Annotated in this window: 21 protein-coding genes and 1 pseudogene; 12 read left to right on the forward strand and 10 right to left on the reverse strand. The window is 49.4% G+C overall.

The genetic code is table 11. The annotated features are described in order from the left end of the window. Positions 1-1,533, forward strand: coding sequence for a thioredoxin-like domain-containing protein (locus tag ACWICE_RS11710; RefSeq protein ID WP_454298464.1), 1,533 nt, complete (start codon positions 1-3; stop codon positions 1,531-1,533). Between the two features lie 124 nt (positions 1,534-1,657). Here the strand turns inward: ACWICE_RS11710 and ACWICE_RS11715 are convergent, their stop codons facing one another. Both ACWICE_RS11715 and ACWICE_RS11720 read right to left on the reverse strand, forming a co-directional pair. Next, positions 1,658-2,008, reverse strand: a complete 351-nt coding sequence (locus ACWICE_RS11715) for a hypothetical protein (RefSeq protein ID WP_093099450.1) — start codon at positions 2,006-2,008, stop codon at positions 1,658-1,660. Positions 2,009-2,041: 33 nt separating this feature from the next. Continuing rightward, positions 2,042-2,524, reverse strand: coding sequence for a MauE/DoxX family redox-associated membrane protein (locus ACWICE_RS11720; RefSeq protein ID WP_454298465.1), 483 nt, complete (start codon positions 2,522-2,524; stop codon positions 2,042-2,044). Between the two features lie 1,030 nt (positions 2,525-3,554). Here ACWICE_RS11720 and ACWICE_RS11725 point away from each other — a divergent pair. The 4 genes from ACWICE_RS11725 (at position 3,555) to ACWICE_RS11740 (ending at position 7,651) form a co-directional block, all read left to right on the forward strand. Further along, on the forward strand, positions 3,555-4,547 hold the full coding sequence (locus ACWICE_RS11725; protein ID WP_454298466.1) for a hypothetical protein: 993 nt from the start codon (positions 3,555-3,557) through the stop codon (positions 4,545-4,547). Between the two features lie 64 nt (positions 4,548-4,611). Further along, positions 4,612-5,661, forward strand: coding sequence for a sensor histidine kinase (locus ACWICE_RS11730; RefSeq protein ID WP_454298467.1), 1,050 nt, complete (start codon positions 4,612-4,614; stop codon positions 5,659-5,661). After that, the gene (locus ACWICE_RS11735) at positions 5,658-6,407 is read left to right on the forward strand and encodes a LytR/AlgR family response regulator transcription factor (RefSeq protein WP_454298468.1); all 750 of its coding nucleotides are present in this window, start codon (positions 5,658-5,660) and stop codon (positions 6,405-6,407) included. The genes ACWICE_RS11730 and ACWICE_RS11735 overlap by 4 nt, the downstream gene beginning before the upstream one ends. A 59-nt stretch (positions 6,408-6,466) precedes the next feature. Next, positions 6,467-7,651, forward strand: a complete 1,185-nt coding sequence (locus ACWICE_RS11740; RefSeq protein WP_454298469.1) for a hypothetical protein — start codon at positions 6,467-6,469, stop codon at positions 7,649-7,651. A gap of 371 nt (positions 7,652-8,022) precedes the next feature. Here the strand turns inward: ACWICE_RS11740 and ACWICE_RS11745 are convergent, their stop codons facing one another. Both ACWICE_RS11745 and ACWICE_RS11750 read right to left on the reverse strand, forming a co-directional pair. Further along, a complete protein-coding gene (locus tag ACWICE_RS11745) occupies positions 8,023-9,696 on the reverse strand; it encodes a hypothetical protein (protein ID WP_454298470.1) in 1,674 nt (557 codons plus the stop codon). An 837-nt stretch (positions 9,697-10,533) separates the two neighbouring features. Then, entirely contained in the window at positions 10,534-10,656 is a 123-nt protein-coding gene (locus ACWICE_RS11750) for a hypothetical protein (RefSeq protein ID WP_261771987.1), read from the reverse strand. A 693-nt stretch (positions 10,657-11,349) separates the two neighbouring features. Between ACWICE_RS11750 and dnaG the strand changes: the two genes are divergently transcribed. The 3 genes from dnaG to ACWICE_RS11765 all read left to right on the forward strand — a co-directional run bounded on the left by dnaG (position 11,350) and on the right by ACWICE_RS11765 (position 14,736). After that, the gene (gene dnaG / locus ACWICE_RS11755) at positions 11,350-13,332 is read left to right on the forward strand and encodes a DNA primase (RefSeq protein WP_454298471.1); all 1,983 of its coding nucleotides are present in this window, start codon (positions 11,350-11,352) and stop codon (positions 13,330-13,332) included. Between the two features lie 119 nt (positions 13,333-13,451). Continuing rightward, a complete protein-coding gene (locus ACWICE_RS11760) occupies positions 13,452-13,682 on the forward strand; it encodes a YraN family protein (protein ID WP_093099428.1) in 231 nt (76 codons plus the stop codon). 1 nt (position 13,683) lies between these two features. After that, positions 13,684-14,736, forward strand: coding sequence for a glutaminyl-peptide cyclotransferase (locus ACWICE_RS11765; RefSeq protein ID WP_454298472.1), 1,053 nt, complete (start codon positions 13,684-13,686; stop codon positions 14,734-14,736). On the opposite strand, the gene ACWICE_RS11770 is transcribed toward ACWICE_RS11765, so the two are convergent. Together ACWICE_RS11770 and def are read right to left on the reverse strand one after the other, a co-directional pair. Next, complete coding sequence (locus tag ACWICE_RS11770) at positions 14,733-15,368, reverse strand: response regulator transcription factor (RefSeq protein WP_185218686.1); 636 nt, start codon at positions 15,366-15,368, stop codon at positions 14,733-14,735. The two genes, ACWICE_RS11765 and ACWICE_RS11770, sit on opposite strands and share 4 nt — an antisense overlap. A 112-nt stretch (positions 15,369-15,480) precedes the next feature. After that, positions 15,481-16,701: a peptide deformylase gene (gene def, locus ACWICE_RS11775; RefSeq protein WP_093099422.1), complete on the reverse strand. Its 1,221-nt coding sequence runs from the start codon at positions 16,699-16,701 to the stop codon at positions 15,481-15,483. Between the two features lie 98 nt (positions 16,702-16,799). On the opposite strand from def, the gene ruvX reads away from it, so the two are divergent. Further along, positions 16,800-17,213: a Holliday junction resolvase RuvX gene (ruvX, locus tag ACWICE_RS11780; RefSeq protein WP_093099420.1), complete on the forward strand. Its 414-nt coding sequence runs from the start codon at positions 16,800-16,802 to the stop codon at positions 17,211-17,213. A 1-nt stretch (position 17,214) separates the two neighbouring features. Then, a complete protein-coding gene (gene ybeY, locus ACWICE_RS11785) occupies positions 17,215-17,649 on the forward strand; it encodes an rRNA maturation RNase YbeY (protein WP_175486327.1) in 435 nt (144 codons plus the stop codon). A gap of 18 nt (positions 17,650-17,667) precedes the next feature. Here ybeY and ACWICE_RS11790 read toward each other — a convergent pair whose 3' ends face one another. Next, positions 17,668-18,702, reverse strand: coding sequence for a DUF6807 domain-containing protein (locus ACWICE_RS11790; protein WP_454298473.1), 1,035 nt, complete (start codon positions 18,700-18,702; stop codon positions 17,668-17,670). Between the two features lie 9 nt (positions 18,703-18,711). Beyond that, positions 18,712-20,064: a Gfo/Idh/MocA family protein gene (locus tag ACWICE_RS11795; protein WP_454298474.1), complete on the reverse strand. Its 1,353-nt coding sequence runs from the start codon at positions 20,062-20,064 to the stop codon at positions 18,712-18,714. 194 nt (positions 20,065-20,258) lie between these two features. On the opposite strand from ACWICE_RS11795, the gene ACWICE_RS11800 reads away from it, so the two are divergent. Both ACWICE_RS11800 and ACWICE_RS11805 read left to right on the forward strand, forming a co-directional pair. Then, positions 20,259-22,196: a gamma-glutamyltransferase family protein gene (locus tag ACWICE_RS11800; protein WP_454298475.1), complete on the forward strand. Its 1,938-nt coding sequence runs from the start codon at positions 20,259-20,261 to the stop codon at positions 22,194-22,196. Between the two features lie 92 nt (positions 22,197-22,288). Beyond that, positions 22,289-24,121, forward strand: a complete 1,833-nt coding sequence (locus ACWICE_RS11805) for a Xaa-Pro dipeptidyl-peptidase (RefSeq protein WP_454298476.1) — start codon at positions 22,289-22,291, stop codon at positions 24,119-24,121. Here ACWICE_RS11805 and ACWICE_RS11810 read toward each other — a convergent pair. Together ACWICE_RS11810 and ACWICE_RS11815 are read right to left on the reverse strand one after the other, a co-directional pair. After that, complete coding sequence (locus tag ACWICE_RS11810) at positions 24,118-24,402, reverse strand: hypothetical protein (RefSeq protein WP_185213132.1); 285 nt, start codon at positions 24,400-24,402, stop codon at positions 24,118-24,120. The two genes, ACWICE_RS11805 and ACWICE_RS11810, sit on opposite strands and share 4 nt — an antisense overlap. Positions 24,403-24,968: 566 nt before the next feature. After that, positions 24,969-25,769, reverse strand: a pseudogene (locus ACWICE_RS11815) (TOTE conflict system archaeo-eukaryotic primase domain-containing protein). Positions 25,770-25,942: the final 173 nt, after the last annotated feature.

Here is a 25,942-nt window from a genome sequence, read left to right on the forward strand (position 1 = left end):
ATGGAAACATCCTACAATAACTTCTACCGGGCTTTCATCACAGTGCTGATGGCCTTTGCAATAACGGGACCCCTGCACAGCCTACGGGCGCAGACCCTGTTCCAGGGAAATGTCTCTGAAACACTGGGGATCGATTCGTTCACGGTCCACTATTCAATTGAACCATTCCAGGAATTCAATATGTACGGTTTTCCGCAGGAGAAACTCGTAAAGGTCCGTAATGGCCGGTTCAGGTTGGTCCTTGAGGATGCACCTGGTCTGTTCTATATCCGGTTTTCATTCCCCAGGGCCGCATATAGAAAAACGGGCACTTCATTGCGGACGGTCGCTGACAGTCCCATACTGGTGAGAGGGAATGCCCCGATAGATGTAACGATTGACGAACAGGGGATATATATGGAAGGGGAGAGCAAGGCCATGTTCGATTTACAGATGGACCTATATTCACTGAATTACCAGCTCTCGGCTTCAAGGGCCGAGATCATGGGGGGATATAATGGGGCGGACATGGAAGATCTCGAAGTGGCGGCCATGGATATGCTGTGCGGGACAAAGGCGCTATATGACCAAGCCCAAGGAAATGCAATGGCAATCGCGGGGCCAGGATACGGGAACCTTCCGGACTCTGTCCGGAACCGCCTGCTCCTCGATTATCTGGGAGATCTGCGCCTGAGGCAACTGTTCGATCTGAAATTTCGCCTACAGGATTCAAGGGTGGGGAGGTTCGTTGCGGATTTCTATGTGGATAGTCTCCTATCGGAACCCGGAGGGGAGATCATTGGGACCTATAAGGGCAACTCTCCATTGTTCTCCAATTACCTGGCCGCCAAGATAAAGCTGGACCTGCAGATGGCCTCCTACCGGGTCGGTCGCAACATCGTTTTCGGCATGCCCGTTTACCTGGACCTCGCATCCAGGAAATTTACCGGCAGAGCGTATGACCAGGTCGCCTTTGCACTGTACATCAACGGCGCAATGAGGCAGGAGATATTGCCCCGTACCTATCAGAAGCTGCTTTCCACCATCGGGTCCGAGGCCTACCGGAAGTACCTCGAAGGTCAGAGGGCAATAAGGGAAGAGGCTTCCAGATCCTACCAGTTCAGCTTTCCCGATGAGACGGGCAGGTTAATCAGCAATAGCGACCTTAAGGGAAAAGTGGTCCTGATGGATTTCTGGTTCACCGGATGCGGAGGCTGCAAGAACCTGCACTTGGCGATGGAAGAGGTCAAGGAAGCTTTCAGGGACGAACCCGATATTGTCTTTGTGAGCATGAACGTCGACAAGAGCAGGGAAGCCTGGCTGCAGTCCGTCCGCTCGGGGGAGTATACGGATCCGGGGGACGTCAAGCTGTGGATTGGGAAGGGCAAAGGAGGTGGAATAATCGATCACTATCGGGTGAGCTCCTATCCGACGATGGTCTTGGTCGGTAAAGATGACAACCTGGTCATGGTAAACCCGCCCGATCCCCGCAACCCGGCAAAAAAGAAAGAATTGATCTACCTATTGCGTGAAGCGCTCAAAAAAGGGGAATGATCTCCAGGTAGCTTGGATGGTAATAGATGACTGGGGAATGGATAGGGACCCCAATTCCAAGAGGTCCCTGTCCTTCCATTCCCGGACCACGGAAAGAGGTCCAGAAATCTGGTGCAAACCAGGCCTATGGGTTCACGTAGGTTCCCTTGCTCATGCTATTGGGGGTGATTAGGCCAGCCTGCTCCAGGGAGTCCGCCTGGGAGGCATTGAAGTTGTCCGGGACGCTTCCCGGTACATCGGTCCTCTGCCAGGAACAGGTATGTTCTCCGAGATCCTCGCAGTTGGAATCCAGGTAATCGCCGGGAGATGGAAGTTTTTCATAGTCCCCGGACGTACTGGTGTTGACGTAGATCTCTCCGGCCATTTGTTTTGCGGCCTGTTCGCTGTTCTCGGTAAAGGCACTGGCCGACAGGGCCAGTCCGATCACGGCCAGTCCCAGAAGGAACGAACCGGATAGTTTTTTGATGGTTTTCATGATTTTTTGATTTATGTTTAAAATTCAGTTATGTTATTTCCTGGTGGACCATATCCCAAGGGCCAATATCGCGGCATTGAACATCAGGTGCTCCATCCATCCCAGGGAACCGATCACCCCGCCGCAGTGGCACAGCTTCTCCTTCACCTGGCTGACCATCAGCAATAGGTACAGCGTGAAGGTGGCCATCAGGGTTACCGAGATCCCAAAGGAAACCCTCTGGACACGGCGCTCCGGTACGACCATGCCCAGGGCCAGCACGAGCTCCAGGATGGGAACGCCCCATCCGATGGCCTCGGGGAAATGGCCCAGGACCGGGATCCTGGCGATACCCCTGGTAAAGGGAACATGGTCCAGCAGTTTGCTGTAACCCGTGTAGGCGAACAGGAAGACATAGGACAGTCTCACCAAGTTGCGCCATCCTGGGAGGCGTGAGAGAAAGGGTCTTCTCTTGGACGGTACCGAGCACGGATTTCTGCCGTGGCCGGTACCTGGATCGTCTGAATATTTCTGCATATCGGTAAGTTTTGGACTAAGGAAACGGTCATGGAGTATATGTGCCAAAAGGATCTTATCCCCTGGGCAACCTGTTTTATTGGATCCTCCCCCGGACGGGGGGAATACGGCATGTTTCTTCGGTGTCAATTTCATGGTCAGTGTGATTTTATCGGTTATATCATCGGAGCGGGATCCCTTGGCCTTCGTGGTCACGTCCCGGAACGGATGGATGGCCAGCGGCAGGACATAAATTGACCTTCAGGGTTCCAACGGCAAATGCCCGGGATTACCGGCTCATATTTTTTCCGGTTCGCTTTGGGCTTTCCGCACATGGCCCGGCTCCCCTTTCCGGTAGGTGCAGGTGGCTGCGACCGGTCATGTAAAGTTCCGCAGAACATTTGGAAGTCTGGAACGGAATTCGCCCAGGTGATAATTCCAGGGACCAGGTTCTGTTTTTGGCGGCGCTGAGAGTATGTAGTTGGGATCTTAGGCCAAATGCGGGACAATATCCCGGTATCGGGGCAGGCTTGATGGGTAAATTCGCCCAGGGTGGTATCCTGTGCCTTGTTGCAGTATGTTGGTTATCAGTATTTTATATTCTTTTTTGCTGCGTAGGATGCTGTTTTTAACGTACAGGATGCTGTTTTTTCCATTTTTTGGAGGTTTGCCGGGATCCGTCCCGCGCAATCCCTTTTTGGCTCCTTTTGGTTTGCAGGTATCCATAAGTTCTACCATCTTTAGCATAGGATCCACAGAAGTCTTCGAGGCCTGAAGCCGCAGACCTGGTGCGAGACCAGGAAATTGTCACAATTAATTTGGAGGACCCAACAATGGAATGTCAACTGCGAGAGTTTCGCTATGGCATGCTCTCTGACCTGCCCCTTTCCGGGGCGGAGGCAAGGGAGCTGAGCGAGGTAACCGGGGAAGACCCGAAATGCAACATCGTATTTCCCTGACCGCCCGAGGAGCTGCGCACGGTAAGAACCGTGCGCATTTCCCCTTAGGCCCCTCTGCGACATCCATGTGGCCGACCGATGGACCGTTCAATATGCACAACAGAGAACCACAACCAGTCCCAGGTGACACCGACAGGGTGTCATTTCTACCTATATCAACTGAATTCGCCTATTTTTCTGCCAACCTTGGCCACATTTTTCCCGGATATGGCCTGCGGGGGCAGACCGCCGTTTACCGCAGGCTCAAGGACTACGCATCATGGCAGGCCAGGCTGGACCTTCGGCATGGACTGGGAAAGATATCCCCTCAGGCCCACCTGAGAGAACTCTCCTGCGCCGGCCCCGCCATGTACGTCAGCTTCCATTTCGGTTCCTACCGTACCCTCCCCCTGGAGCTGCTTGCCGGCGGGAGGTCCGTGTGCGTCGTGCTCTCGGGTGCACTGCTGGCTGCCTATGGGGAATACCATGCCGGGCTGCTGGGGACCGGCATGCCCGGTGCGGGCCACGCCAGGCTTTACCTGGCAAACGCAGATGACCCCTCGCTGTTCTTCAGGCTGCGCGGGATGGTGAAGGCAGGAGCGCACATCTTCGTATATGCCGATGGAGGGCACGGCGCCCGGCGGGATCCAGCTGGAAAAGGGCTCGCAAGGGTCCAGCTCGGCAGCGCTGCAATGATGGTGCGCTCGGGGTACCTGGAAATCGCCCACCTGCTGGACCTTGAGGTCCATCTACTGCTGGACCATTCCCCCGGACCGTTCCAGCCCATGGGGGAAGGCAGGAGCATATCCTGTTACAAACTCCCCCAGAGAGGGTCAAGGGGAGATTCTGTCCGGGACGGCCTCGGGCTGCTGTATGCAAAGTTCCAGCAGGCGCTCCTGGAGTGCCCCGAGTGGTGGGAGGCCCTTCTGTACCTTCACCGCCATTGCATGCCCAGATCCCACATTGGTGGGTGGGGACCGCAAGGGAGGCTTTTGGGATTCACCGACGGGAAAAGGCCATATGCCCTGGATAGGTATACCTACAGGAAGTACCCCCTGGTGCCCCCCGGGTGTCCGGAGGCCCCAGGGGGAGCGGGCTGGTTCTGAAAAATATTTCATAAATTGGGGATCACCGCGGGCCCGCTTGGGCCCTGCCAGACCAATTCGGCCTATGATCGCAACAAGGAAAACGCTCTTCAGGCATACCGCTGCCTGGACCCTTTACGGATTCTATTTCTACACCGTCAACGCCCTGGGGAACCGGGATCTGGGCATAGTGACCGCACTGTGTTCCATGCCCCTGTTCATGTTCGTCTATTACGGGATATCCCATGCGCTGAACGTGCTCCTTTTCAACAGGAGGTACCTGGCGGCCGCACTGACGGCCTCGGCAGTGTATGCACTGGCATTTGCAGTGCTCTATCTCCTTTCCCACCCTTCCTCGCACTGGGGATCGGCCTTTGACGAGTACATGACCGGCGGGGACTTCAAGTTGAGGATGTTCGCCCAGACCTACCTCAAGCTGGTGGGCAATTTTACGATTTTTGCGCTCCTGGGGTACCAGTTCAGGCTCCGGGACATGTGGAAGGGGCGCGAGGACCGGGAAAGGTCAAAGAGGCGCCGTTACGAATACACCGTCCTTGCCCACCAGGTCTCCCCGCACATGCTCGCCAATGCCTTCCAGTCCCTGGACGGCCAGCTGGCACGGGCCCTCCCGCAGATGCGCCAGGGGGTGCACGAGCTGTATTCGCTGATGAACCATTTCATGGCCTCGTGTGATCCTAATGCCCCCAGGACCGTTCTCCTGTCCGACGAGATCGGGGCGGCCAGGCAGTTCATTGCCGTCGAGCAGGGGATATCGGGGCGCTCCGATGGATTCCTCTGGGAGCTCTCAGGGGACATGGGGTCCGCTTCGGTCCCCGCGACCACGCTGATCACGCTGGTGGGCAACGTATTCAAGCACGGGGGGATCTCTGGGGAAGGACCCAGGGGCAGCATCTCCATCCGTGCCGGCAGGGACGGGTTCGGAATCCGCGTGGAGAACCCCATAGGAGGTCCGGCGGAAGGCAGGCAGCAGGGCCACGGAACGGGCCTTGCCAACCTCAGGGGAAGGCTTGAATTCGTTTTCGGGGACGGCTTTGAGCTAAGGCACCGCCCGCACGGGGGGACGTACATCGTAGAGCTGGAAGTATATTATGACACAAAACATAGAATGAAATGAGGAAATACCACGCCATCATCATTGATGACCAGCAGTCCAGCATCGACCTGCTGCTGGAATATTTTGACCGGACCGAGCTGGTCCAGGTAGACGCACACTTCACCGATCCGATCAGGGCCCTTGCCCACGTGAGGGAAAATGTGGTGGACCTGGCCATAATAGATATCGACCTGGGGTCCAGGATGGACGGGTTCGACTGGATTTCCGCCGCGCCAAAGCGCGGGATCCGGTTCATCGTGTACACAGGGTTCCGGCACTTCGAGGACCAGGGTTACCTGATGAACGCCGTTGACGTGCTGCTCAAGCCGGTCAGCTACCCCAGGTTCGCCATTGCGCTTGACCGCCTGGACTCCCGCATCCGACTGGATGAAGGTACGGGCAGGGACCTGGACTCACTCGATCACTGGTACGATTTCCTCCAGATCAAGAAGGACGGGAAGTACATCGGCCGGATTGTGTGGTTCAAGGACATCCTGTACCTGCAGGCCAGCGGGAAGCTGGTCCTGATACACCAGGCCACCGATACCGAGGTGCTGATCTGCAATTCGACCCTTGCCCATGTCTATTCCAGGCTCCCCAGGAAATGGTTCAAGCAATGTGCCAGGGGCGTGGTCATCAACACCAAGTTCTTCCATTCATACACCGGAAGGAAGGTAAGGATGGTCAACCATGGGAAACTGCTTCCGGTAGGTAACCTTGCCAAGTACGCTGAATTCAGGGCCTTCCTGGAGTTCAACCAGGTGTGACGCTTCATCGAGGGTAAGCACGGCCCTGAGGTGCCGTTCCGATACCAAGGGGTCCTCCCTTGGAAAAACTAAAGATGAAAAAATTAAACCTAAAGGTAATGAACTATTTTGATGGACTACTGGACAGGACCAGCAGCGGGGAACACGTCCCTTCGGAGGCCAGCGGGGCACAGGGAGACCTGGTGGCGGAGATAGCCGCTAGAACGGACCGGTTCCTGGCAAAGATCAGGCGTTCTGCCTTGGACAGGCCCCTGGACGAGGGGGTCTCCTGCAATATCAATGCCCTCTATGCCAGGGCGAGCGCACTGATGGACAGGGCGGCCAGCGAGCGCTCTACTGGCCGGGCAGGTACCGGGGATATAGCCGCAGAGGTCCTGGGAAGCATGGGATCCATCCTTGAAAACCTGGAATCGGCCTATCCCGGAATCCTGGGGCCAGAGCTCGCGCTTGGGAAGGGTTCCAGGCTCAGGAAGTTGCCCGAGCTGAGGGAAAGGTTCCTGCAGCTGAGGGAAGACATTCCAGAAGGGGAGATCGGCGAGGCGTTCGCACAAAAGGTCATGGACTTTACCCAGGTGGACCGCAAACCGAGCTTCCCGCTGACCCGCCGGTCCGTGACCTACATGGAGGAACTCCTGCGGAGGCTGGGCGACTGGGACCCGCTCCACCAAAGTGGCCACTTCACCGCCATGGAAAGTTTCCTGGTGTACGTGAACTTCAACAGCAAACGGTGCATGGACATCATCCTCTCGAGGATAAGGTCCAGGTTAGGGGAGGAGTGCCGGGGGGCGAAGGAGACGCTGCTGGCCCTTCTCGATATCCAGAGGGATTTTGCACAGCTGCACAGGAAGGAAGACCTGTGGCTGAATCCCGGTTACCTTTCCGTCGGCAGTTTCGTGGAATCTTTCCTGGAGAGCGAGATAAACTTCTGCAGCGGGGCGATCCGGGCAGTTGGAGAGGACGGGATCCCGAATGGGTTCAGGAAGAAGAATGTCAACAAGCTGACCTGTAACCTCTCAGCTGACCAGATAGCGATCATCCTGCGCCTGCTGGACGAGGAGAGGGTGGTCGATGCACGCTCGCTGAGCCAGGTGTACTCCACGATCGTGCCCTTTCTCAGTACACCTGACAGGACTTCCCTCTCACCGGGCTCCCTGCGGTCAAAGTCCTACCATCCAGAGGAGAGGGACCTCTCAAAGGTCATCGGGACGCTCCAGGGGCTCCTGGAAAGGGCCGGCAGATACTGAAAGAAGGTACCGAGATTGTGCGTTGGGTTACATGCGACCAGCACCTTGCTTCCGATCCTGGGGGGTTACAGGGCGATGCCGGACGGGCGGCCCCTCTCCTGGCAAGTGACCCGTAACCGAAACACGGAACGCACATACCCTGGGGGAGCAGCCGGGGCGATGGTCCGGGAGTGAAAGCCGATCCGCCTGCAAAATTCACCGTTCCCATCTGCGGGACTGCAACTGCATTCCCTCTATCCCAGAGCTGTACCCATACCCGAAGGACGGCCGTCCTTCGGGTATGGGCCATTACATGCCTTATAGATGAGCCGGTTCGGAACAGGATGCCTTTGTTTAGGGCCGGTTTCGGGGATCGTCCTGCCGATGGTGACCTATTTTGCGTCCCTGACGCAGCGGATAGGGTTCAGCTCCACCTTCCACCAGCCTCCTAGGCTCGAGTACGATGGCCTCACGTGAAGGGTCGAATAGTTCTCGGCACCCTGTACGTTCGTTGACCAGTAGTTTGCTCCCTCAACGGTCTGCCTGCCGGTATTGTAGTTTACGAAATTTCCAGTGAACGGAAGGAACAGGTACCTTGACTGCTGGGCGGGATCGGTTGGGGCCTCCTTGAGCTCCACAGTTCCAAAGTATCTCCCGGAGACGTTGTTCTTGCCGTACTTTCCGGGTATCCCCGGGTTCCCCATGTAGCTGGCCCCAGCCATGAGCTTTCTGAAGTCGCTGTCACCTGGGGTTCTCCATTCGGGGGATACCAGCCTGCAGGGATCTCCCGAAGGGTAGTCCCCATATCTTGAAAATGGATAGTTCATGTCCGTATGTGACCTGCCTGGTATTTCCTTGCCGGCCATCCAATAGTCGCCCCCGCTCTCATTGGCGGAATAGTTCTCTTGGCTGGAATGAAAGCCATAGCTCCAGGATCCATTGGTCCTTTCGGCCTTCAGGTTGCCCGGTGCCCAGATCAGATCGCCGATCTGGATGCCATCCGAAGTGAATTCCCTGATGTTCAGCTCGATCCTGTACCGGGTCCCTTGTGTGAGAGGGAGAGGCACCTTGAGGTCGTTCTTGGTCACCGAGCCGATCGTGATGGACCCGATCAACAGGTTCGCTGCTGCCTGGGCAGCCTGCAGGCCTATCTTGATGGGCCCCGTATTTGACGAGGTTACGGTCCTGCCGTTACTGTTGGCGGGAAAAGGTATGCCCTTGAGCTCCTTATCCTGGGGATATGAAAGGTTTCCGCTGTGCAGGTTTGCCGAACCCGAGATGTTGGATTCTATCTTTACCTCGCGGATGGAAACTATGTTGCCCGGTACGGATTCCGAGGCAACGTTCAGCTGTACCGCCGAGATCTCCGCGATCTTGTTGTCCAGGAGGATATCGATCGGATTGTCGCTCCCTGCTGCAAGGGAGAAGGTGCCGGTCGAAAAGTACATGAAACGGTCGTCATCCCCCACGGGTACCGATGGACCTGTCGCTGCCAGTTCTTCGCTCGTTCCCACCGGACTTACCGTCTGGTTGCCGAACGAATAGGAAATGACCCTGTAACCCCCACCCGGCTCCAGGCCCGAGAACGGCTTGTTGTTGCCGTTGGCCGAAAATGTGCGCTGCTGGACGAATCTATTGTTCCTGTATATGACTACCTGGTATGCGGTGTTCGGGGCCAGTGCGGAGGTCTTGGATACCGCGGATGCCCTGGAACCGGGACCGGTTACCGGATTACCGCTGGAAGCGGGTATGGCGGCACTGCCTTCCGGTGTTACGGGGACGACCCTTACATCCAGGTAATGCCTGCCGTCGAGCATGATTGCCGTGCCCGTATATCCCCGGTGCAACGTCCTTTCCATCGTGGACGATGAGGCCAGGGTGGTTCCGGTGGACAGGGAGGGTCCCTTTGCCCGTGCCTCCATGGTTGACTGTCCCAAGAGCCTGACCGATATGCTCGTGCCTTCCGGGCCCTGCCCGTCCTGGCCGTCCTTTTTGCAGGAGGACAGCGTTTGTAGCGCGATCAATAGGATAGGGAAGAAGAATGCGATCTTATTGTTGAGTTTCATGTTCAATCAATTATTGGTTACCAACTAACGTCATCAGTGAATTTTTCCTCCGTCCATTTCTCACTGGGCCGAAAGTCCCCATCCTGGCCCACTGGCCTGATCGATGCAGATCCACTTGCGATGCCTTCCTCTAGCTCTATGAACGTAACGGATATCTCGGGACTGAGGTATGCCCTTGATCTCCCACCTGTTTTTTCCATTTCTCTGAATTTTTAATTAAGGACCTGATCTTCCAAGTGACTTGGAGGTCATTTGTGATTTTGCTGGGCAAAGTTAGTGATTGGCAGGTACTGTACCTGATTGGGAGGAGGGATAAAAATAATCTGTAGCCAGACTCCTACAGGGACCGTATTATCCCGCAGTTACGTGAATTGGAGAGCCCCAGGATCCGTCGATGGGCCATAAATTAGGTCAATGTGCAGCTGCGGTTGGACCGGGCGGTGATTGGTCATGGACCCCCATGGCCCACTCTAAAATTAAATGCGTGGATATATGGGTTTTTCTAGGGTAGGGCGGCAAGAGCAATCGGGCAATGTTATGGCCGCCTACCACCCATTCCGGCCAGCGGGCCTATCGGGACATATCGAATGTTCCTGTCGGTATAACCCAAGTGCGGGCACTGCGTGTATTGTGCGCCATTTGGCAGCATGTCGCCCGAGATCAGGGACGGACAGCGGCGCTGAGGCGGAAATGGACCTTCGACTTTTTGGAAAACAATATTTCCTTGACTGTTTGGGTTCGCCACCTGAACATAATAGAACAGGGTCAATGTAAAAATAATGGGTGCCCTCTATATATAAAAGGCACCCGTATGGTAGTATAAATAGTTGTTTCAGCCTACTTGGCTAGTGGACGATTGTCGGAATGGTCCGGATCCTCTATACCAAGGATTGCCAATAGCAATAGGTAATATCCTTTCTCCAGTCCAAGTTTTTTCGCTCTCTTTTCGATTCTTTCCATTTTTCCAGGTTTTAAGTTCTTTGATCCGTTATGTTTCCATTTATATAACAAATCCCGTACAAATGCCCGGGAACGGAAATGTTGACGGCAATAGTTTCCTTATTTTGAGCTGATTTGTCGTTTAAATTAACAGGTGTTTCATCCATCGGTAATTATTTGACCTAACAAGTGGTTTACCTCAACCATGACCTGTCCTAAAAAATGGACGATGAAAAAGCTTGGGATGGCATCCTTACTCAGTTTGGTGCTGGTAATTCGGTTGCGCCAATCGAGGGTTGGTCTTGGATCCCTCACGATATTTGGGTCAGGCCTGGATCAGGGGAAGGGGAGCTGGGTTCCCCTTTGTCCCTTTCATGGTCACGCTGGGCTTCATGGTCACCGAGCTTCGCATACCGCGCCCCTGAGTCGATTTCCCCCCAGGCTCGGATTCCCCTAACAGTCCGGTCCCGCGGTACAGGGGATGTTCATGATGTGGCCCCCATTGATACGTTCCCCTGGCGGTGCCATGAGGATCCTGGCGGAGGGGCAGGCTGACCAGACCGCGTTCGGGAAATCGGTGCGTGTCCGCCCCCCGGTCCCTTAAATTTCCGCACACCAAGATTTTCCAGCTGGACAAGTGGAATGTGCACTATTTACCTTAAGCGGGCCATGTGTTAGGGAATTAAGTCCGAGTATTGCTATATTTGTTCTGGCATGATCAAAAAAGAGACCATAGAGAAAGTACTTGACGCAGCTCGGATAGATGAGGTGGTCGGGGATTTTGTCGATCTCAAGAAGAGGGGCACCTCCCTTATCGGGAACTGTCCCTTCCACAACGAGAAGACCCCTTCCTTCCACGTATCGGTCTCAAAGGGGATCTACAAGTGCTTCGGGTGCGGGGCCGGGGGGGATTCCCTGAAGTTCGTGATGGAGCATGAGAAGTATGCCTATCCAGAGGCCATCCGGTACTTGGCCAATAAATACAATATTCCTATCGAAGAGGTTGAGCGCAGCCCGGCACAGCTTGCAGCCCAGGATAAAAGGGAAAGTCTATACGTCCTGAGCCAGTGGGCTGGGAAGTACTTCAAAACCCAACTTTGGGAAACCGACCTGGGCAAGAGCATTGGCCTGAGTTATTTCCGCGAACGTGGATATCGGGATGAGACCATACAGAAGTTCGACCTGGGCTATTCGCCAGAAGCCTGGACAAGTTTGGTCGATGCAGCCTTGACAGAAGGGTTCAGTAAAGAATACCTAGCAGAGGTCGGACTCGCGGTTGAGCGGGATGATAAGTCGCTATATGATCGCTTCCGGGGCAGGGTCATCTTCCCGATCCATAACCTGACCGGTCGGGTGATCGGTTTTGGAGGCAGGACCCTAAAGACCGATAAGAACGTCCCTAAGTACGTGAACTCCCCGGAGTCCGAAATCTACCATAAATCGAACGTCCTGTACGGCCTGCACCTCGCCAAGAAATCGATTTCAGAACATGATGTGTGTTATCTGGTGGAAGGTTATGCCGATGTGCTCTCCTGTCACCAGGCAGGAGTGGAAAATGTCGTTTCCTCTTCAGGGACCTCCCTCACCACAGGGCAGATAAAGCTGATATCCCGCTACACAAAAAATGTCGTTATCCTTTACGACGGTGACGAGGCGGGGATCAAGGCTTCATTGCGCGGGACCGATATGCTATTGGAAGAGGGACTGAACGTCAAGGTCCTGCTATTTCCCGATGGCAATGACCCGGATTCCTATGTGCAAAAGTTTGGAGCCTCGGCCTTCAGGGACCATATCGATAAACATCAGGAAGATTTCGTCTTCTATAAGACCAATATCCTTCTGCGTGATGCAGGGGAAGACCCCATCAAACGTGCGGAAGTCATCCGGGAAGTCGTAAACAGTATTGCCCTGATCCCAGATGAGATCAAGGTCTCTGTTTATATCCGCCAATGTAGCGGATTATTGGATATCGAGGAACGCGTGCTCCTTACCGAACTGAATAAAATCCGGATGGACCGGAACAAGGCCAAGGATAGAAAGGCTTCCAGTGCGGCTTCTGGACCTGGCCCAGATTATCCTACGGATGATTTTATCCCTGCGGAGATGTTGGCTGCGATGGCGGCCGAGGGAATCACGGTTCCGGAACCCCAGATCCAGCAGATTACATCCGAAATCCTGATGGAAAGGGAACTCGTGCGTGTGTTACTAAATTATGGGCGTGAGCTGGTTGTTTGGGAAGGGGATGGCGATATTCCAGTTGCCCCATATCTATTGGCGAGCATGGACGATGTCAGATTTGAGGACAAAGCCAGCAGCAAGATCATAGAAGAGTTTAAAAAGCAAGCTGAAAGCTTTGAAGTCCCGGAAGCCAAATTCTTTTTCTCCCATGAGGACGAGGAAGTCTCCAGGCTAGCGGTCGACAGCATAGCCACAAAATACGAGATAAGCCCTAACTGGAACGACGATAAGCGTAAGATCTTTGTTCCCGAGGAGAGAGATCAGTTGAAAGACCTGGTCAATCAATTGATCTATAGAGTAAAGAAGAATAAGATCGAACAGGAGATGCATAGGATCAGGGAAGAACTTAAGACAAGTAAGGACCCTGATGATATGCTGGTCCTGATCGCTAAATATCAGAAGCTCAAAGAAGGAGAGAAGTTATTGGGCGATTTTTTAGGGAACACCATCGTTAAGTAGATATGATAGACCGCAAGGACCCTTGAACAAAAGGTGAAGAAATGACGGTTTTATTTATAAAAAAGATTGGTTTCCAGATTTTTGAATTAAATTGTCGACATAAAGATCTATAGGTAGATATGATCGCCCATGATAATGACGTTGTGGTATTTGTGGAAGTGAAAGTAAGGTCTTCTTCGGCGTTTGGAACCGAAAGGGATATGATCAATTCACAAAAACAAAATAGACTGAGTAGGGCCGCAGAAGCCTATATCATGCAAAAAGATCATCGTGGAGAAATCAGGTTTGATGTCATTACCTTTATAGACGGAAAATCAACATATATAAAAGACGCATTTTGGAATTATTAATATGAATAAGAAACTAAAGCTTAGCATTCAGGCACTAACTATCCTTTCCATTTCCTTGGTCATCGGTTGTAAGACCCAACAAAGCAAGGTTGAATTTGTAAACCCGACCAATAACAGCAAGGTCCTGAAAGGGGAGAAGGTGCAAGTGAAGTTGAAATTTCCTGACGCTTCGGTAGACTCAGTGGTCTATTCGGTGGATGGTGATATCTTTGACCGTAAAACCGACACAACAGCGGTCGTGTTTGATACTGACGCCTATAGCTATGGAAATAAAAGATTGAGTGCAAAGGTGTATTCCGGGGGCAAAGAGGATATCGCATACAGCGAAGTCTTGGTCGTTCCGCCCGCTCCAAAGCAATACGCTTTTGAAGTGGTAAATACCTATCCGCACGATCAAGGAGCCTTTACCCAAGGGCTATTCTTCGAAAACGGAACATTATATGAAACTACCGGTCAGTTAGGTGAATCTACCCTTAGGAAAGTGGAATTAGCAACAGGCAAGGTCCTTCAGAAAGCAGACCTAGCGGCTGATGAATTCGGTGAAGGGATGACGGTCGTTGGAAATAATATGTACGTATTGACCTGGCAGAACAACAAAGGCCATGTTTATGACAAGAACAGCTTCAAACTATTGAAGTCTTTTGACTACCAAAACAGCAAAGAAGGCTGGGGTTTGACCTACGATGGTAAACAGTTCATCAAATCCGACGGTTCCAATAATCTGTATTTCCTAGATCCTGTGGCATTAGCTGAAACAGGTTCCATTGCTGTTTTTGATGATAACGGTCCTGTAGAAAAACTAAATGAATTGGAATTCATTGACGGCAAGATCTATGCAAACCTCTATTACGGCGATAAAGACGAAATGGTGATCATCGATCCTAAGACTGGAATCGTTGAGGGTAGGATCAACTTTGTTGGCCTGTACAGCGATAAACGTGCTCCTTATGACAATGAGATGAACGGTATAGCCTATAAACCGGACAGCAAAACCTTATTGGTAACAGGTAAGCACTGGACCAAGTTGTTCGAGGTCCGCTTAAGGGAGCGCTAGATCAATCTGTGCTCCGTCGTTATCTTGATCAGCGACATCATGTTTTTAGCTTTGAACTTGCTCATCATCCTTTTCCTATGGGTTTCGATGGTGAGTGGGGACAAAAACAACTCCTCCGCAATCTGAACTGAAGTCTTCCCCAATGCAATCAGTTTCAAAATCTCAGTCTCTCTTTTCGTAAGCTTGGGTAATAGGGGCAGGTCTGAACCTATCGGATTGGCAATGATCTCCTGTACCGCGGAGCTGAATACCATCTGTTTGTTCACCGCCTGGTCCAGGCATTTCTCCAATTCCACGATATCGATGTTCTTGAGCAGGTAGCCTGATGCCCCATTCTGCATGAGCTGCAGGATCACGCTGCGCTCGGTATGGTTGCTCAGGCCCAGGATGATCACATTTGGGGCGATCCTCTTTATCTCCAGGCAGAGGTCTATCCCATTAATATCAGGAAGTGAAATATCCAGGAGGACAATGTCCACAGGGTCGGTTTCTAGAAATTTCAGTAATTCATAACCTTTGGTAAATGTGGCGGTCACCTCATAGGGTTTTATGCGGTCCAAGAGACTGACCAACCCTTGTAGGATTAGCGAGTGATCATCGACAATAGCTATGCTATAGGCTGGATTGTACATGGTCTTTAGGAAAGTGGTCCAATATTAATCCTAAAGATAACCAAGTTTTCAGTAAAAAAAATGGCCAATTTGAAATATCCCTGTTTACGGGTACAGCGGTTTTATTCCTCAATTAAGGCCTGATACTACCTTTTTGAATCAAAAACTCCACTTTATCTCTCAATGGCTCAAATTCTACCTTTGTCGACTCTTCTATGCGATCAGGGAATAAAATACCGTAAAGATGGTCTACCTCATGCTGGAAAATCACAGCCGTAAAACCTTCGATCAGCTCCTCTTTCACATTCCCTTGGCGATCAATATGCTGTAATTTAATAGCGTAACTTCGTTTTACATCTTGCCTCAGATCAGGAATAGACAGACAGCCCTCTGCACCTTGGCGAGTCAACTTAGAGCGCCAGATGATTTTAGGGTTCAAATAAAACTCAAAAGGCTCATCTTTCTTATCCAATCGCTGAACCCAAATAACATTTTTGTTGATGCCTACCTGCGGACCAGCTATCCCAACACCAGCATGTTCCGGATCCTTGACCGTAAGCAGCATCCTTGCAGCAAGTTTATCCAGCAATGGATCATCAAATTTGATGTCCTCCGATGGTTTCTTTAAAACTGCCAGTTCCTTTTCATCTGTAACCTTGTATACATGCATCAAGCTGTTTTCATCAGCCCCATTGATCAAAGATTTTTCAAAATCGTTAAAGTTCTTTGCCGTGCTCTTGTTCACGTTCCTTTCGTTTTTAGGTCCTTTGTACTTTTTCTCCCCAGCTTCTATGGCCGCATTCAAAATATTGTCCTTGGGTGGCTGAGGGCACCGGTATCCATTGCTGTAGGCACAGTAAGGGTTGTATGCCCTGTTGAAATCGACCTTGATCTTTCCATCCTTGATATCGGCTATGCTCAGGTCCATATATCGGCCGCCTTCATAGGTGGTCTCTCCTGTCGAATTGTCCATGAAAGGCACGAAAAGGTGGTTTTTATAGGTCGCATTCTGGAACAGTGCAACACTTTGATAAGCCGTTAGCTTATATTTCTTCCCGTTCAATTCAAAATTCAAGAATCCAAAGCGCTTGTACTCGTTGGAGGTGCCATCATAAGTGGGCATCCTGAAGGTAGGTTCATTGAAAAGCTGCTCTACTGATGCTGTCACCACATAGTCTCGCTTTGCAGGATAGAAGCTCACAAATTCAACCTGATCCTTTCTTAATGGGCCAAACTCGTCCTTCACCATTTCCTGGATCTGTTTGTCCCTATAGGACTGAATTTCCTGTTCCAAAGATTGGGCCATTAATATTACCGGACCAAAGAAGCTGATGAAGTAGATAAGTGCTTTCATTTTTTTGAATTAATATCTATCAAATGTATAGATATTTTGCGATTATCGGATAGGGCTAATCTAAAGTTTAATTGTAATTTTGTGAAAATTGCAGAGACATGAGAATAATGGCGTTTGATTATGGGACCAAGAGGATCGGGATTGCTGTTTCCGACAGCATGCAGATCATTGCAAGCCCATTGACCACCATCCATCCCGAAGGGATCTGGAAATTCCTGTCCGATTACCTTGCCGGGGAACAGGTAGAAACCTTCGTCATTGGTAGGCCGAAGCAATTGGACGGAACTGCATCCGGATCTGACCAACATGTGGTAGGTTTCAGCAGGAAGCTCCGCAAAACCTATCCCAATATCCCGATTGTCGAAGTGGATGAAAGGTTCACTTCCAAGATCGCTTCCAGGGCGATTGCTCAGTCTGGAATGAAAAAAAGCAAAAGACAGGATAAGGGGTTGATTGATAAAGTTTCGGCAGTATTGATCCTGCAGACTTATATGGATAGCAAATCTTATTAATATGGCATTGAAGGACATTCAGTTTTTTTCTGAAGACATCGATTTTACACTCAAGGAAAAGCAAAAGGTTAGGCAGTGGATTGGCGCAACGATTAAGGCCGAAGGTTTTAAGCGCGTAGGGGAGCTGAGCTTTGTTCTATGCTCGGATGCCTATCTCCTTGAAATCAATAAGCAATACCTTGACCACGATACCTTTACGGATATCGTGACCTTTGATTCGTCAGAAGATGAAGGTGTCATTGCCGGAGATATCTTTATTTCCGTGGAAAGGACCATGGAGAACGCTAAAAAATTCAATGTTTCCGAACGCGACGAACTGCATCGTGTCATCATCCATGGTATACTCCACCTTTGCGGCTATTACGATAAGAAAAAGGAAGACAAAACCTTGATGACCGAAAAAGAGGACTACTATCTAGCTAAACGCGAATTCTAGGGATCCTCTTCCTAATCCTTATTTCTTGCTGAATTCCTGAAAGGCGGCATTAGCCTCGGCATCACTCAATTCTGCACCAGAGCTGATGATGACCTTGTATCTAAAAGTAACGGACTCACCTGCCTTCAATTTGAAGTTCAAGGTCTCCTTGCCCTTGCTGAACTCTTTCTGTCCCAGTGGATTGGCAGCAAAAAGACCATAGCCCCTAGCATGCCAATAAGTTGGATAGCCAACATTTTTGGGATTATCTAAGATCAATAGTGATACCGGTTCATTTCCAATCTTCCCTATCAGATTGACCCATTTTCCTCGCGTTCCCCAAACTTCGTCACCTTCTATCCCTTCGCTGCTGCGATATTTCCCAGTAACTTTATCATTGTCCAATTTGGAGACAGTTGTTGGATTCCCGTTTGCATCAGTAAAGATCTCCGGTTTATCGGACGGGTGTTCTAGCTCTCGTGCAATCCGGATCCCAATCAGGCCCTCCTTATTATCTGAAAAAGAAACGTCCTCATCCAAAGCCGTCAATTTAGTAGTCATTTCAATCGATCTTTTCTGACCTTCTTCGGAAAAGATATATTGGGTGTTTTCCTTTAGCAGGCTTTTTCCATCAGGGCTTTGCCAATCTTTCAGCACGGCCAATTCCGCATTCTTGTTGCTGGCTTTTATTTTCTCAACAGCTACATGTTTGATCGTTCCAAAATCCTTTTTCCTTTCCGGAGGTATGGCGGTTGAATTGTTCCAGAAATCCAATCCATTGACATTTCCATAATTAAACCACATACCGACATGATGCGGATGGTCCACGCGTTCCTCAGGCCTTGGGTCCAGTGGCCAGCCACGGGTCACCAAAGTGCCCTTTGTCGTCCGAAGGGGATAAAGCACGGGCTTCATCAACACGCCGGGATAGATATAGGAGGTGAATGGTTTTCCATCAACAGCAATGTCGATCCGCTTTTCCGCTCTGTTTTCCACAATGGAATATTTAGTCTGTGCATGTGCCTGGAACAGCGAAAGTGCCAATAGCAGCACAGGGAGTGTTTTAATAAGCATAATCCTTCATTAACTGGTTAGCACTTCTTGTTTGGCATCGTCAAAGGTCACCCGTTTTCCGGTCTCCATGGCTGTCCTTGCCATAATATTAGCGATAGAATGGTTGTAACCGGCTTCTACCGATGCATTTGGCGTCTTCCTGTTACGGACACAGTCCATCCAATTGCGCATATGCAATGAGGTCATCGGGTCGCCACCCGTATTGGCCGAAGTTTCCATTTTTGCCGCATTATCAAGCGTAAATGGAGTCAATAAATTTGCTTTCATCCCCATTTCAGCAGCCGACCTTTCGCTCAATCCTCCTTCCGCACTTACCTGATTGGTATCCAGGTTCAGCATGCCGGCATTGGAATAGTAAAGCTCCTTGATCCCTCCAGCAGAATTGGTGAAGCGGGAGGAGTACAGCACTTGAAACCCCTTGCTCTTATCATTCTCGGGACCATAGTCCATCACTGCCGTTACGGTATCGGGATTCTCTCTGCCATCCTTCCAGGTATAGATGCCTCCATTGGCAACCACACTTCTCGGATGGTTTAATCCCGAAAACCAGTGCACCGTATCGATCTGATGCGCCATCCATTGCCCCCAGATCCCCGATGAATAGGGCCAGAACAACCTAAACTCCAGGTATTTCCTCGCATCCCAGGCTACTTTAGGTCGGTCCATTAAAAAGCGATCCCAGTCCGTATCCTCTTGACGGATTTCCTTGACCAATTTCGGTAATCGCCAACGTCCGGGCTGATTCACATTCCAGGTCATCTCCACCATGTTGATATCCCCAAATTTCCCAGACTTGATGTACTCATCCGCAGCAATGTAGTTCGGGGCACTTCTGCGCTGTGAACCAACTTGTAATATCTTGCCTGTTTCCTTTACAGCTTTCAACAGTATCTTGGCATCTTCCAAGGTTTCAGCCATTGGCTTTTCGACATACACGTCCTTGCCATTGCGGACAGCTTCAGCAGCCATCAGAGCATGTTGGAAATCTGCTGTACTGATGATTACGGCATCAATTCCTTTATCTGCATAGAGTTCATCGTTGTTGCGGTATTTCTTGATGGTATTATCCGATTTCTGCTTGATATAGGCCTCAGCCTCGTCTCGCCTTCGGTTCCAAATATCCGATACCGCAACAAATTCAAAGTTGAGTTCCTTAGCATGGTTTAGGAAGGAGGGAACAAGGGAATCCTTGAAACGGTTTGAAAACCCTACAATGCCTACCTGAATCCGATCGTTCGCACCCATGATCCGGCCATAGCTCTTGGCATCGATGCCCATTGCCGTTAGACCTATCACACCAGCGCCGATGCTAGCTTTTTTAATGAATTCCCTTCTTGAATAATCTGAATTAGGCTTTTCCATAATGGTTAAGTTTTATGTTCGTGAATGAAGCTGTTTGTAAGTTTAGGTTTGCTAAGTGCAGTTGCTTAATAAATAGTAAGTTACGATTTTGAATTTTAATTGTTGGAAAAACAATTGTAAAAAATCAAATAGCTATTTAACCTTTTAATAAAGCTCCAAAATCGGTAACTTGTTCCAATAAAAATTTCCTAATTATGAAATTCAAGCTTTTTTCGGCATACAGAGTATGGCTCCCAACCGTCTTTCTTTGCTCTATAGGTATTTCCGCTTTTGCTCAAAGGACCCAAAAACCGCCACTCCATGGAAAACACTGGATGGCGATCACCGGAAAACCTTTGGCTGCCACAGCAGGAGCTCAGCTTTTCCAACAAGGCGGAAACGCTGTCGATGCAGCCTGCGCCATGTTGGCCGCGACCTGTACCATGTGGGATGTCCTGAGTTGGGGCGGAGAGACCCAAGCCTTGATATATCATCCTAAACTTAAAAAAGTAATTGCCATCAATGCTCTCGGGGTAGCACCGACAGGGGCAACCGTTTCTTTTTTTAAAGGTAAAGGATATGATTTCCCGCCTGAATACGGACCTCTTGCAGCATTGACCCCAGGTACGCCTGGAGGACTTTGCCACATGCTGGCCGAATATGGTACCAAAAGCCTTGCAGAGGTCCTAGCTCCAGCTATGGAAATGGCAAAAGGCTATCCTATTGATGCACAAACAGCCAATAGTATTGAACGCGGAAAGGATAGGATCAAACAATGGCCATACAGTAAAAAGGTTTTCTTGGTTCATGAAGGTGGGGAAAGAGAAGCTCCAGAAGCTGGAGAGATCTTTGTCCAGACCGATCTATTGAATACCCTGACCAAGATGGTTGAAACCGAAAATGCAGCCCTAAAGGCAGGTAAAGGTAGAAAAGCAGCGATCATGGCAGCCAATGATAGATTCTATAAAGGGGATATCGCCGATGAGTTTGTACGCGGAAGCAAAGAACAAGGAGGTCTGATCACAAAAGAAGATTTGGCCAAGTGGAAACCCATCGAAGAGGAACCTTTGAAGATCAACTATAAGGGTATCGATGTTTACAAATTGCAGGAATGGACCCAAGGGCCATCCATGCTCCAAGCTTTGCAGATCTTGAAGAATTATGACCTTCCTAAAATGGGATACAATTCTGTGGATTATATCCATACCGTTTACCAAGCCATGAACTTAGCTTTTGCAGATCGCGACTTTTATTATGGGGACCCTTATTTCAGCCGAAATATTCCAATCAAAGGCCTGTTGAGTGAAGAATATGGAAAACAGAGAGCTGGAGAGATCGATCCCAAAAGAAACAACCCTGCAACTGCTCCGGGTGATCCCTATGTTTTTGAGGGAAAGAAAAATCCATTTTTGGCATTGCTGAAAGAGCGTCAGGAAAGATTTACACCGACTGAAAAAAATAAGGTTGAGTTTGTTCCTAAGCATGATGTAACTTCTTCATCAAACTATGAACAGTCAACTAACCCCTTGGACGAAGAATATATGGACCGTTTATGGCGTGGCACAACCACCGTTGAAGCGGCCGATGCCGACGGCTGGGTCGTTTCCATTACCCCCAGTGGTGGATGGCTACCTGCAACAATCGCCGGAAATACCGGCGTCGGAATGAGCCAAAGGCTACAGAGCTTCGTGTTGGACTCCCTGATCAATCCTTTCAATGTGGTGGAACCGGGTAAACGACCTAGGGTTACCCTTACGCCTTCCATGGCCTTAAAAGATGGCAAACCCTTTCTTTCCTTTGCGGTACAAGGCGGAGATACCCAAGACCAAAATCTCCTTCAGTATTTCCTGAATATGGTTGAATTCAACATGACTGCCCAGCAAGCCAGCGAAGCCGCCAATATCAACAGTAACCAATTATGGCTTTCCCTAGGAGGAACCAAGATGGATGACCGGAAACCTCGTGCGGGTAGTTTGTTGCTGGATCGAAAGACCGATCCCAAAACTATTGAAGCATTAAAGACAATGGGTTACTCCATTCAATTAGGCGACCGAACCAGTGGTCCGATCAATGCCATCTTCTTCGACGAAAAGCATGGTAGCCTATGGGGAGGAAGCAGCAACAATGGCGAAGACTATGGTATTGGCTGGTAGTTACAGATTAACTGAGAAAATGTTTAATATTGTAGGATGATCGAGGAATCGGTGTTTTTTGCCGACGATCTAATCACAAAATTATTATTCCAATGATAAATAAATTATTCGCTTCCGTACTTATTTCTACTTGTTTTGTGGCCTCTTCACCTGTTCTCCTTGCGCAAACGGTGCCCCTTATCAAAGAAGGCGAAGCTCAGATTGTAGAAGGTTTCAATACACCGGATAAATGGATCCGTGAGGACCTTTGGGTGGAAACCGAGTTTGATACCGACGGTGACGGAAAACCGGACAGGATGCATGTCGATGTCACTCGGCCATACCAAACAGAAACCGAAAACCTTAAGCTCCCTGTTATCTACGAAACCAGTCCATACTATGCCGGTACAGCACAGATGGTCGATGGGATCATGTGGAATGTGGAGCATGAGCTAGGAGAGAAGGCCCCCACGGCAAGGGTTCACCCAGAGGTAAAGAGAACAGGTGAAAGACCTATTATTTCCAATAGTCTTATTCGTGAATGGGTAAAACGTGGTTTCATCGTGGTGCATTCTTCATCTCCAGGAACTGGTTTATCTGATGGTTCTCCAACAATTGGCGGCCCCAATGAGTCCCTTGCCCCGAAAGCTGTCATCGAATGGCTGTCTGGAAAGGACAACGGCTATACCAGCCGCGATGGAAACGAGAAGGTGAGGGCCTATTGGTCAACCGGAAAGGTAGGCATGACCGGAACTTCCTTTAACGGTACGCTACCTTTAGCTGCTGCAACCACAGGTGTGGAAGGCCTAAAAGCCATTATTCCCGTTGCACCTAATACTTCTTACTACCATTATTATCGTTCTAACGGACTGGTTCGCAGTCCCGGAGGCTATTTGGGTGAAGATATCGATGTATTATACGATTTTGTCCATAGTGGTGAGGAAGCTAAGCGAGCTTATGGCAATAAAGTAATCCGAGATACAGAGATGGCCAACGGATTGGACCGTGAATCTGGTGATTATAATGATTTCTGGAAAGGACGCGATTATCTGAACCAAATGTCGGGAATGAAAGCAGCTCTTTTGATGTCCCATGGATTCAATGATTGGAATGTAATGCCTGAGCATAGCTATAGGATCTATAAAGCAGCTAAGGAATTGGGAATCCCAGCTCAGATCTATTACCATCAAGATGGACACGGTGGTCCTCCACCCATGAAAATGATGAACCGTTGGTTTACCCGCTATTTATATGGTGATCAAAATGGAGTTGAAAAAGACCCTAAGGCTTGGATCGTACGTGAAAATGACAGCCAGTTCAACCCTACCGCCTATGCCGATTATCCTAACCCGGCAGCCTCCAATGTGAAACTTTATCTAGCTGCAGGTGCTCCTAAACATGGTTCTTTATCGACCAAGCAAAACTCTGGAAAAGTTAAGGAGACTTTGGTTGATGATGTATCCTTTACTGGTGATTCCTTGGCACAATTAGAAACATCTAAGAATAGATTGCTTTATCTGAGTCCAAAACTGACCAAAGATCTCCATATTTCGGGATTGTCCCGGATCAATATCCGCTTGGCAAGCAGTAAACCGGCAGCAAACCTATCGGTTTGGTTGGTGGCATTGCCCTGGGAAAAGGGAAAGGGAGTGAAGATCACGGATAACATCATTACCCGGGGTTGGGCTGACCCGCAAAACTATGAGTCATTGACCAAAAGCAGTCCGCTGAAACCAGGCAAGTTCTATGACCTGGCTTTCGACCTGCAGCCCGATGACCAGATCATTCCTGCCGGACAACAGATCGGGCTGATGATATTCTCCTCTGATCAGGAGTTTACCCTATGGCCAGAAGCCGGAACAGAACTAACACTTGATCTCAATGGAACCAGTTTGACCCTGCCAGTGGTTGGCGGAGCTCAGGCATTTGAGGCAGCATTAAATTAAATCAATACCCAGAAATATCGCTCAAGATCTTCTTCTGTAGTCGATAGTTTTGGTCGAATGGACAGCTTTACACTGCTCTTGCCATCAGCATTATTGGTCTTCTGATATTGGATACCAGCCATGGAAAGATATTTTTGATGATCCAGATCGTCCAAATTCTGTATATAAGAGAAGATCTCATCAAGATTCTGACCTGCGATGCTCTCGCAGGTCATTTTTATTTCAGCTTCCGTAGCCCCTCTATCTTTTTCCTTATAGAAGTTGTAGTAGAGGGCCCTCATCACATCATTGAGCGACCTCTCGTTCTTACTGGAATTGCGGATAGCTCACAGATTTTCGTCCACGATACTTCAAGGAATAATCTTATATTGGATGACGTGGCCAGGGAACTAAATCAAGGTAAAAAGGCAGCCGGCCCAACCGGACCAACGTCTATGGCTTAGCGAAGGACAGGAAAGTGTAACGATCGTAGGGGTTCTCCCCAATGATATAACTGTTTTCCCAGTCGCTGGTGGTCCTACGATCACCCCGAAATCTTTTTTTCCTACTTCAGATACGGCATTGGCCTGATGCCTTCTCAGTGCGGCATTAAAGGAATGGGATTAGAGCATGTTTACTTCGGTTATCAAAAAGTTCATGCGCTACCTGTGCATCTCTACAGAATCGTAAGAGCTTTCCAATAAACCCTCTTGGGATGAGTATTTCATTTTCAGTTTCTTCGATTAATTTAAAAAATCTAGGTGTTTCGTAAGTACCCCTTCCTGACTTTTTCTTAATCATAAAGGCTGAGTTGGCAAAGTTAAGGTGCTCTTTCAAATAATTAATTAATACTAATGGAATTGCATGACTACTTAGATTTTATCGTATTGCTCAGTATGATCTTAAGTTTTTCGTCAATATTCGAAATGTTGCTTTCTGCAATCGTCCATCTCTCATTATATAGTTCGTCCAATAAATCCAAACTCATTTTTCTTGCCCTTTTCAGATATCCAATCTGATCAGCAATTGGATCCATTGTTTTAGGATCTACAAATGGGCTGTTCCCCTTCTGTACAGCAGGTAAAAATAAAGGCAGGGCAATGAGATTTCCTAACCCTTTACCAGTAAGGTACTCCTGGTTTGGAAACAATCGGTCAAAGCTGGAGCTTTTATCAAATGGCGAGAATGCTCCACATCATTCTAAGATCTCCATGAATATCTTAGGGCTTTTAGATGCTGGGTACGGTTCCTCAAAGAAAATTCAAACATGCGCACCATTTCCCGAACGGGATCGTTCAAGGTAATCAGGTACATTTTTGGATCTGCATCCCTCCAGAAATTTCAATGCCTGCCGCTGCCAATCAGATTTATCGAAATCAGCCACTAAAAACCAGGAGGTATTGTCTTGCAACAACGGGTAAATTCCATTCTGTTGAAGGCCCTGAAGGTGTTTGGAAATTTCTATTTCTGATAAATGCAGAAAACTTTTGTGGTTGTAGTTACTATAAGTACCTCCATTTGCTTTGTGCAGTCGGTAATGATAGGGGTCGTAGCTATAGTCCGGCATATAGCCGCTTTTATTTCCCTTTTCCCACCGTACTGCAAATACATCTCGTCGTCCGTTGAAAATGTTGAGTAGAGATGTTTTGTCATCATTATCGAATTCCACTTATTTTCTTCTTTCGTAGCAAGATAATTAATTGGGAGTTAAAAGATTAAAATTTTTATATCATTGGAGTTTGCCAAAATAGCTCCATATCGAAATCTAGCTTAATGGTTTCAATAACCTTTGTCTATTAGAATTTATTGCATACAGATTTGGGATTCCAAGTTAAAGTTCTT

It is taken from the genome of Sphingobacterium sp. NPDC055346 (genome assembly GCF_053645235.1).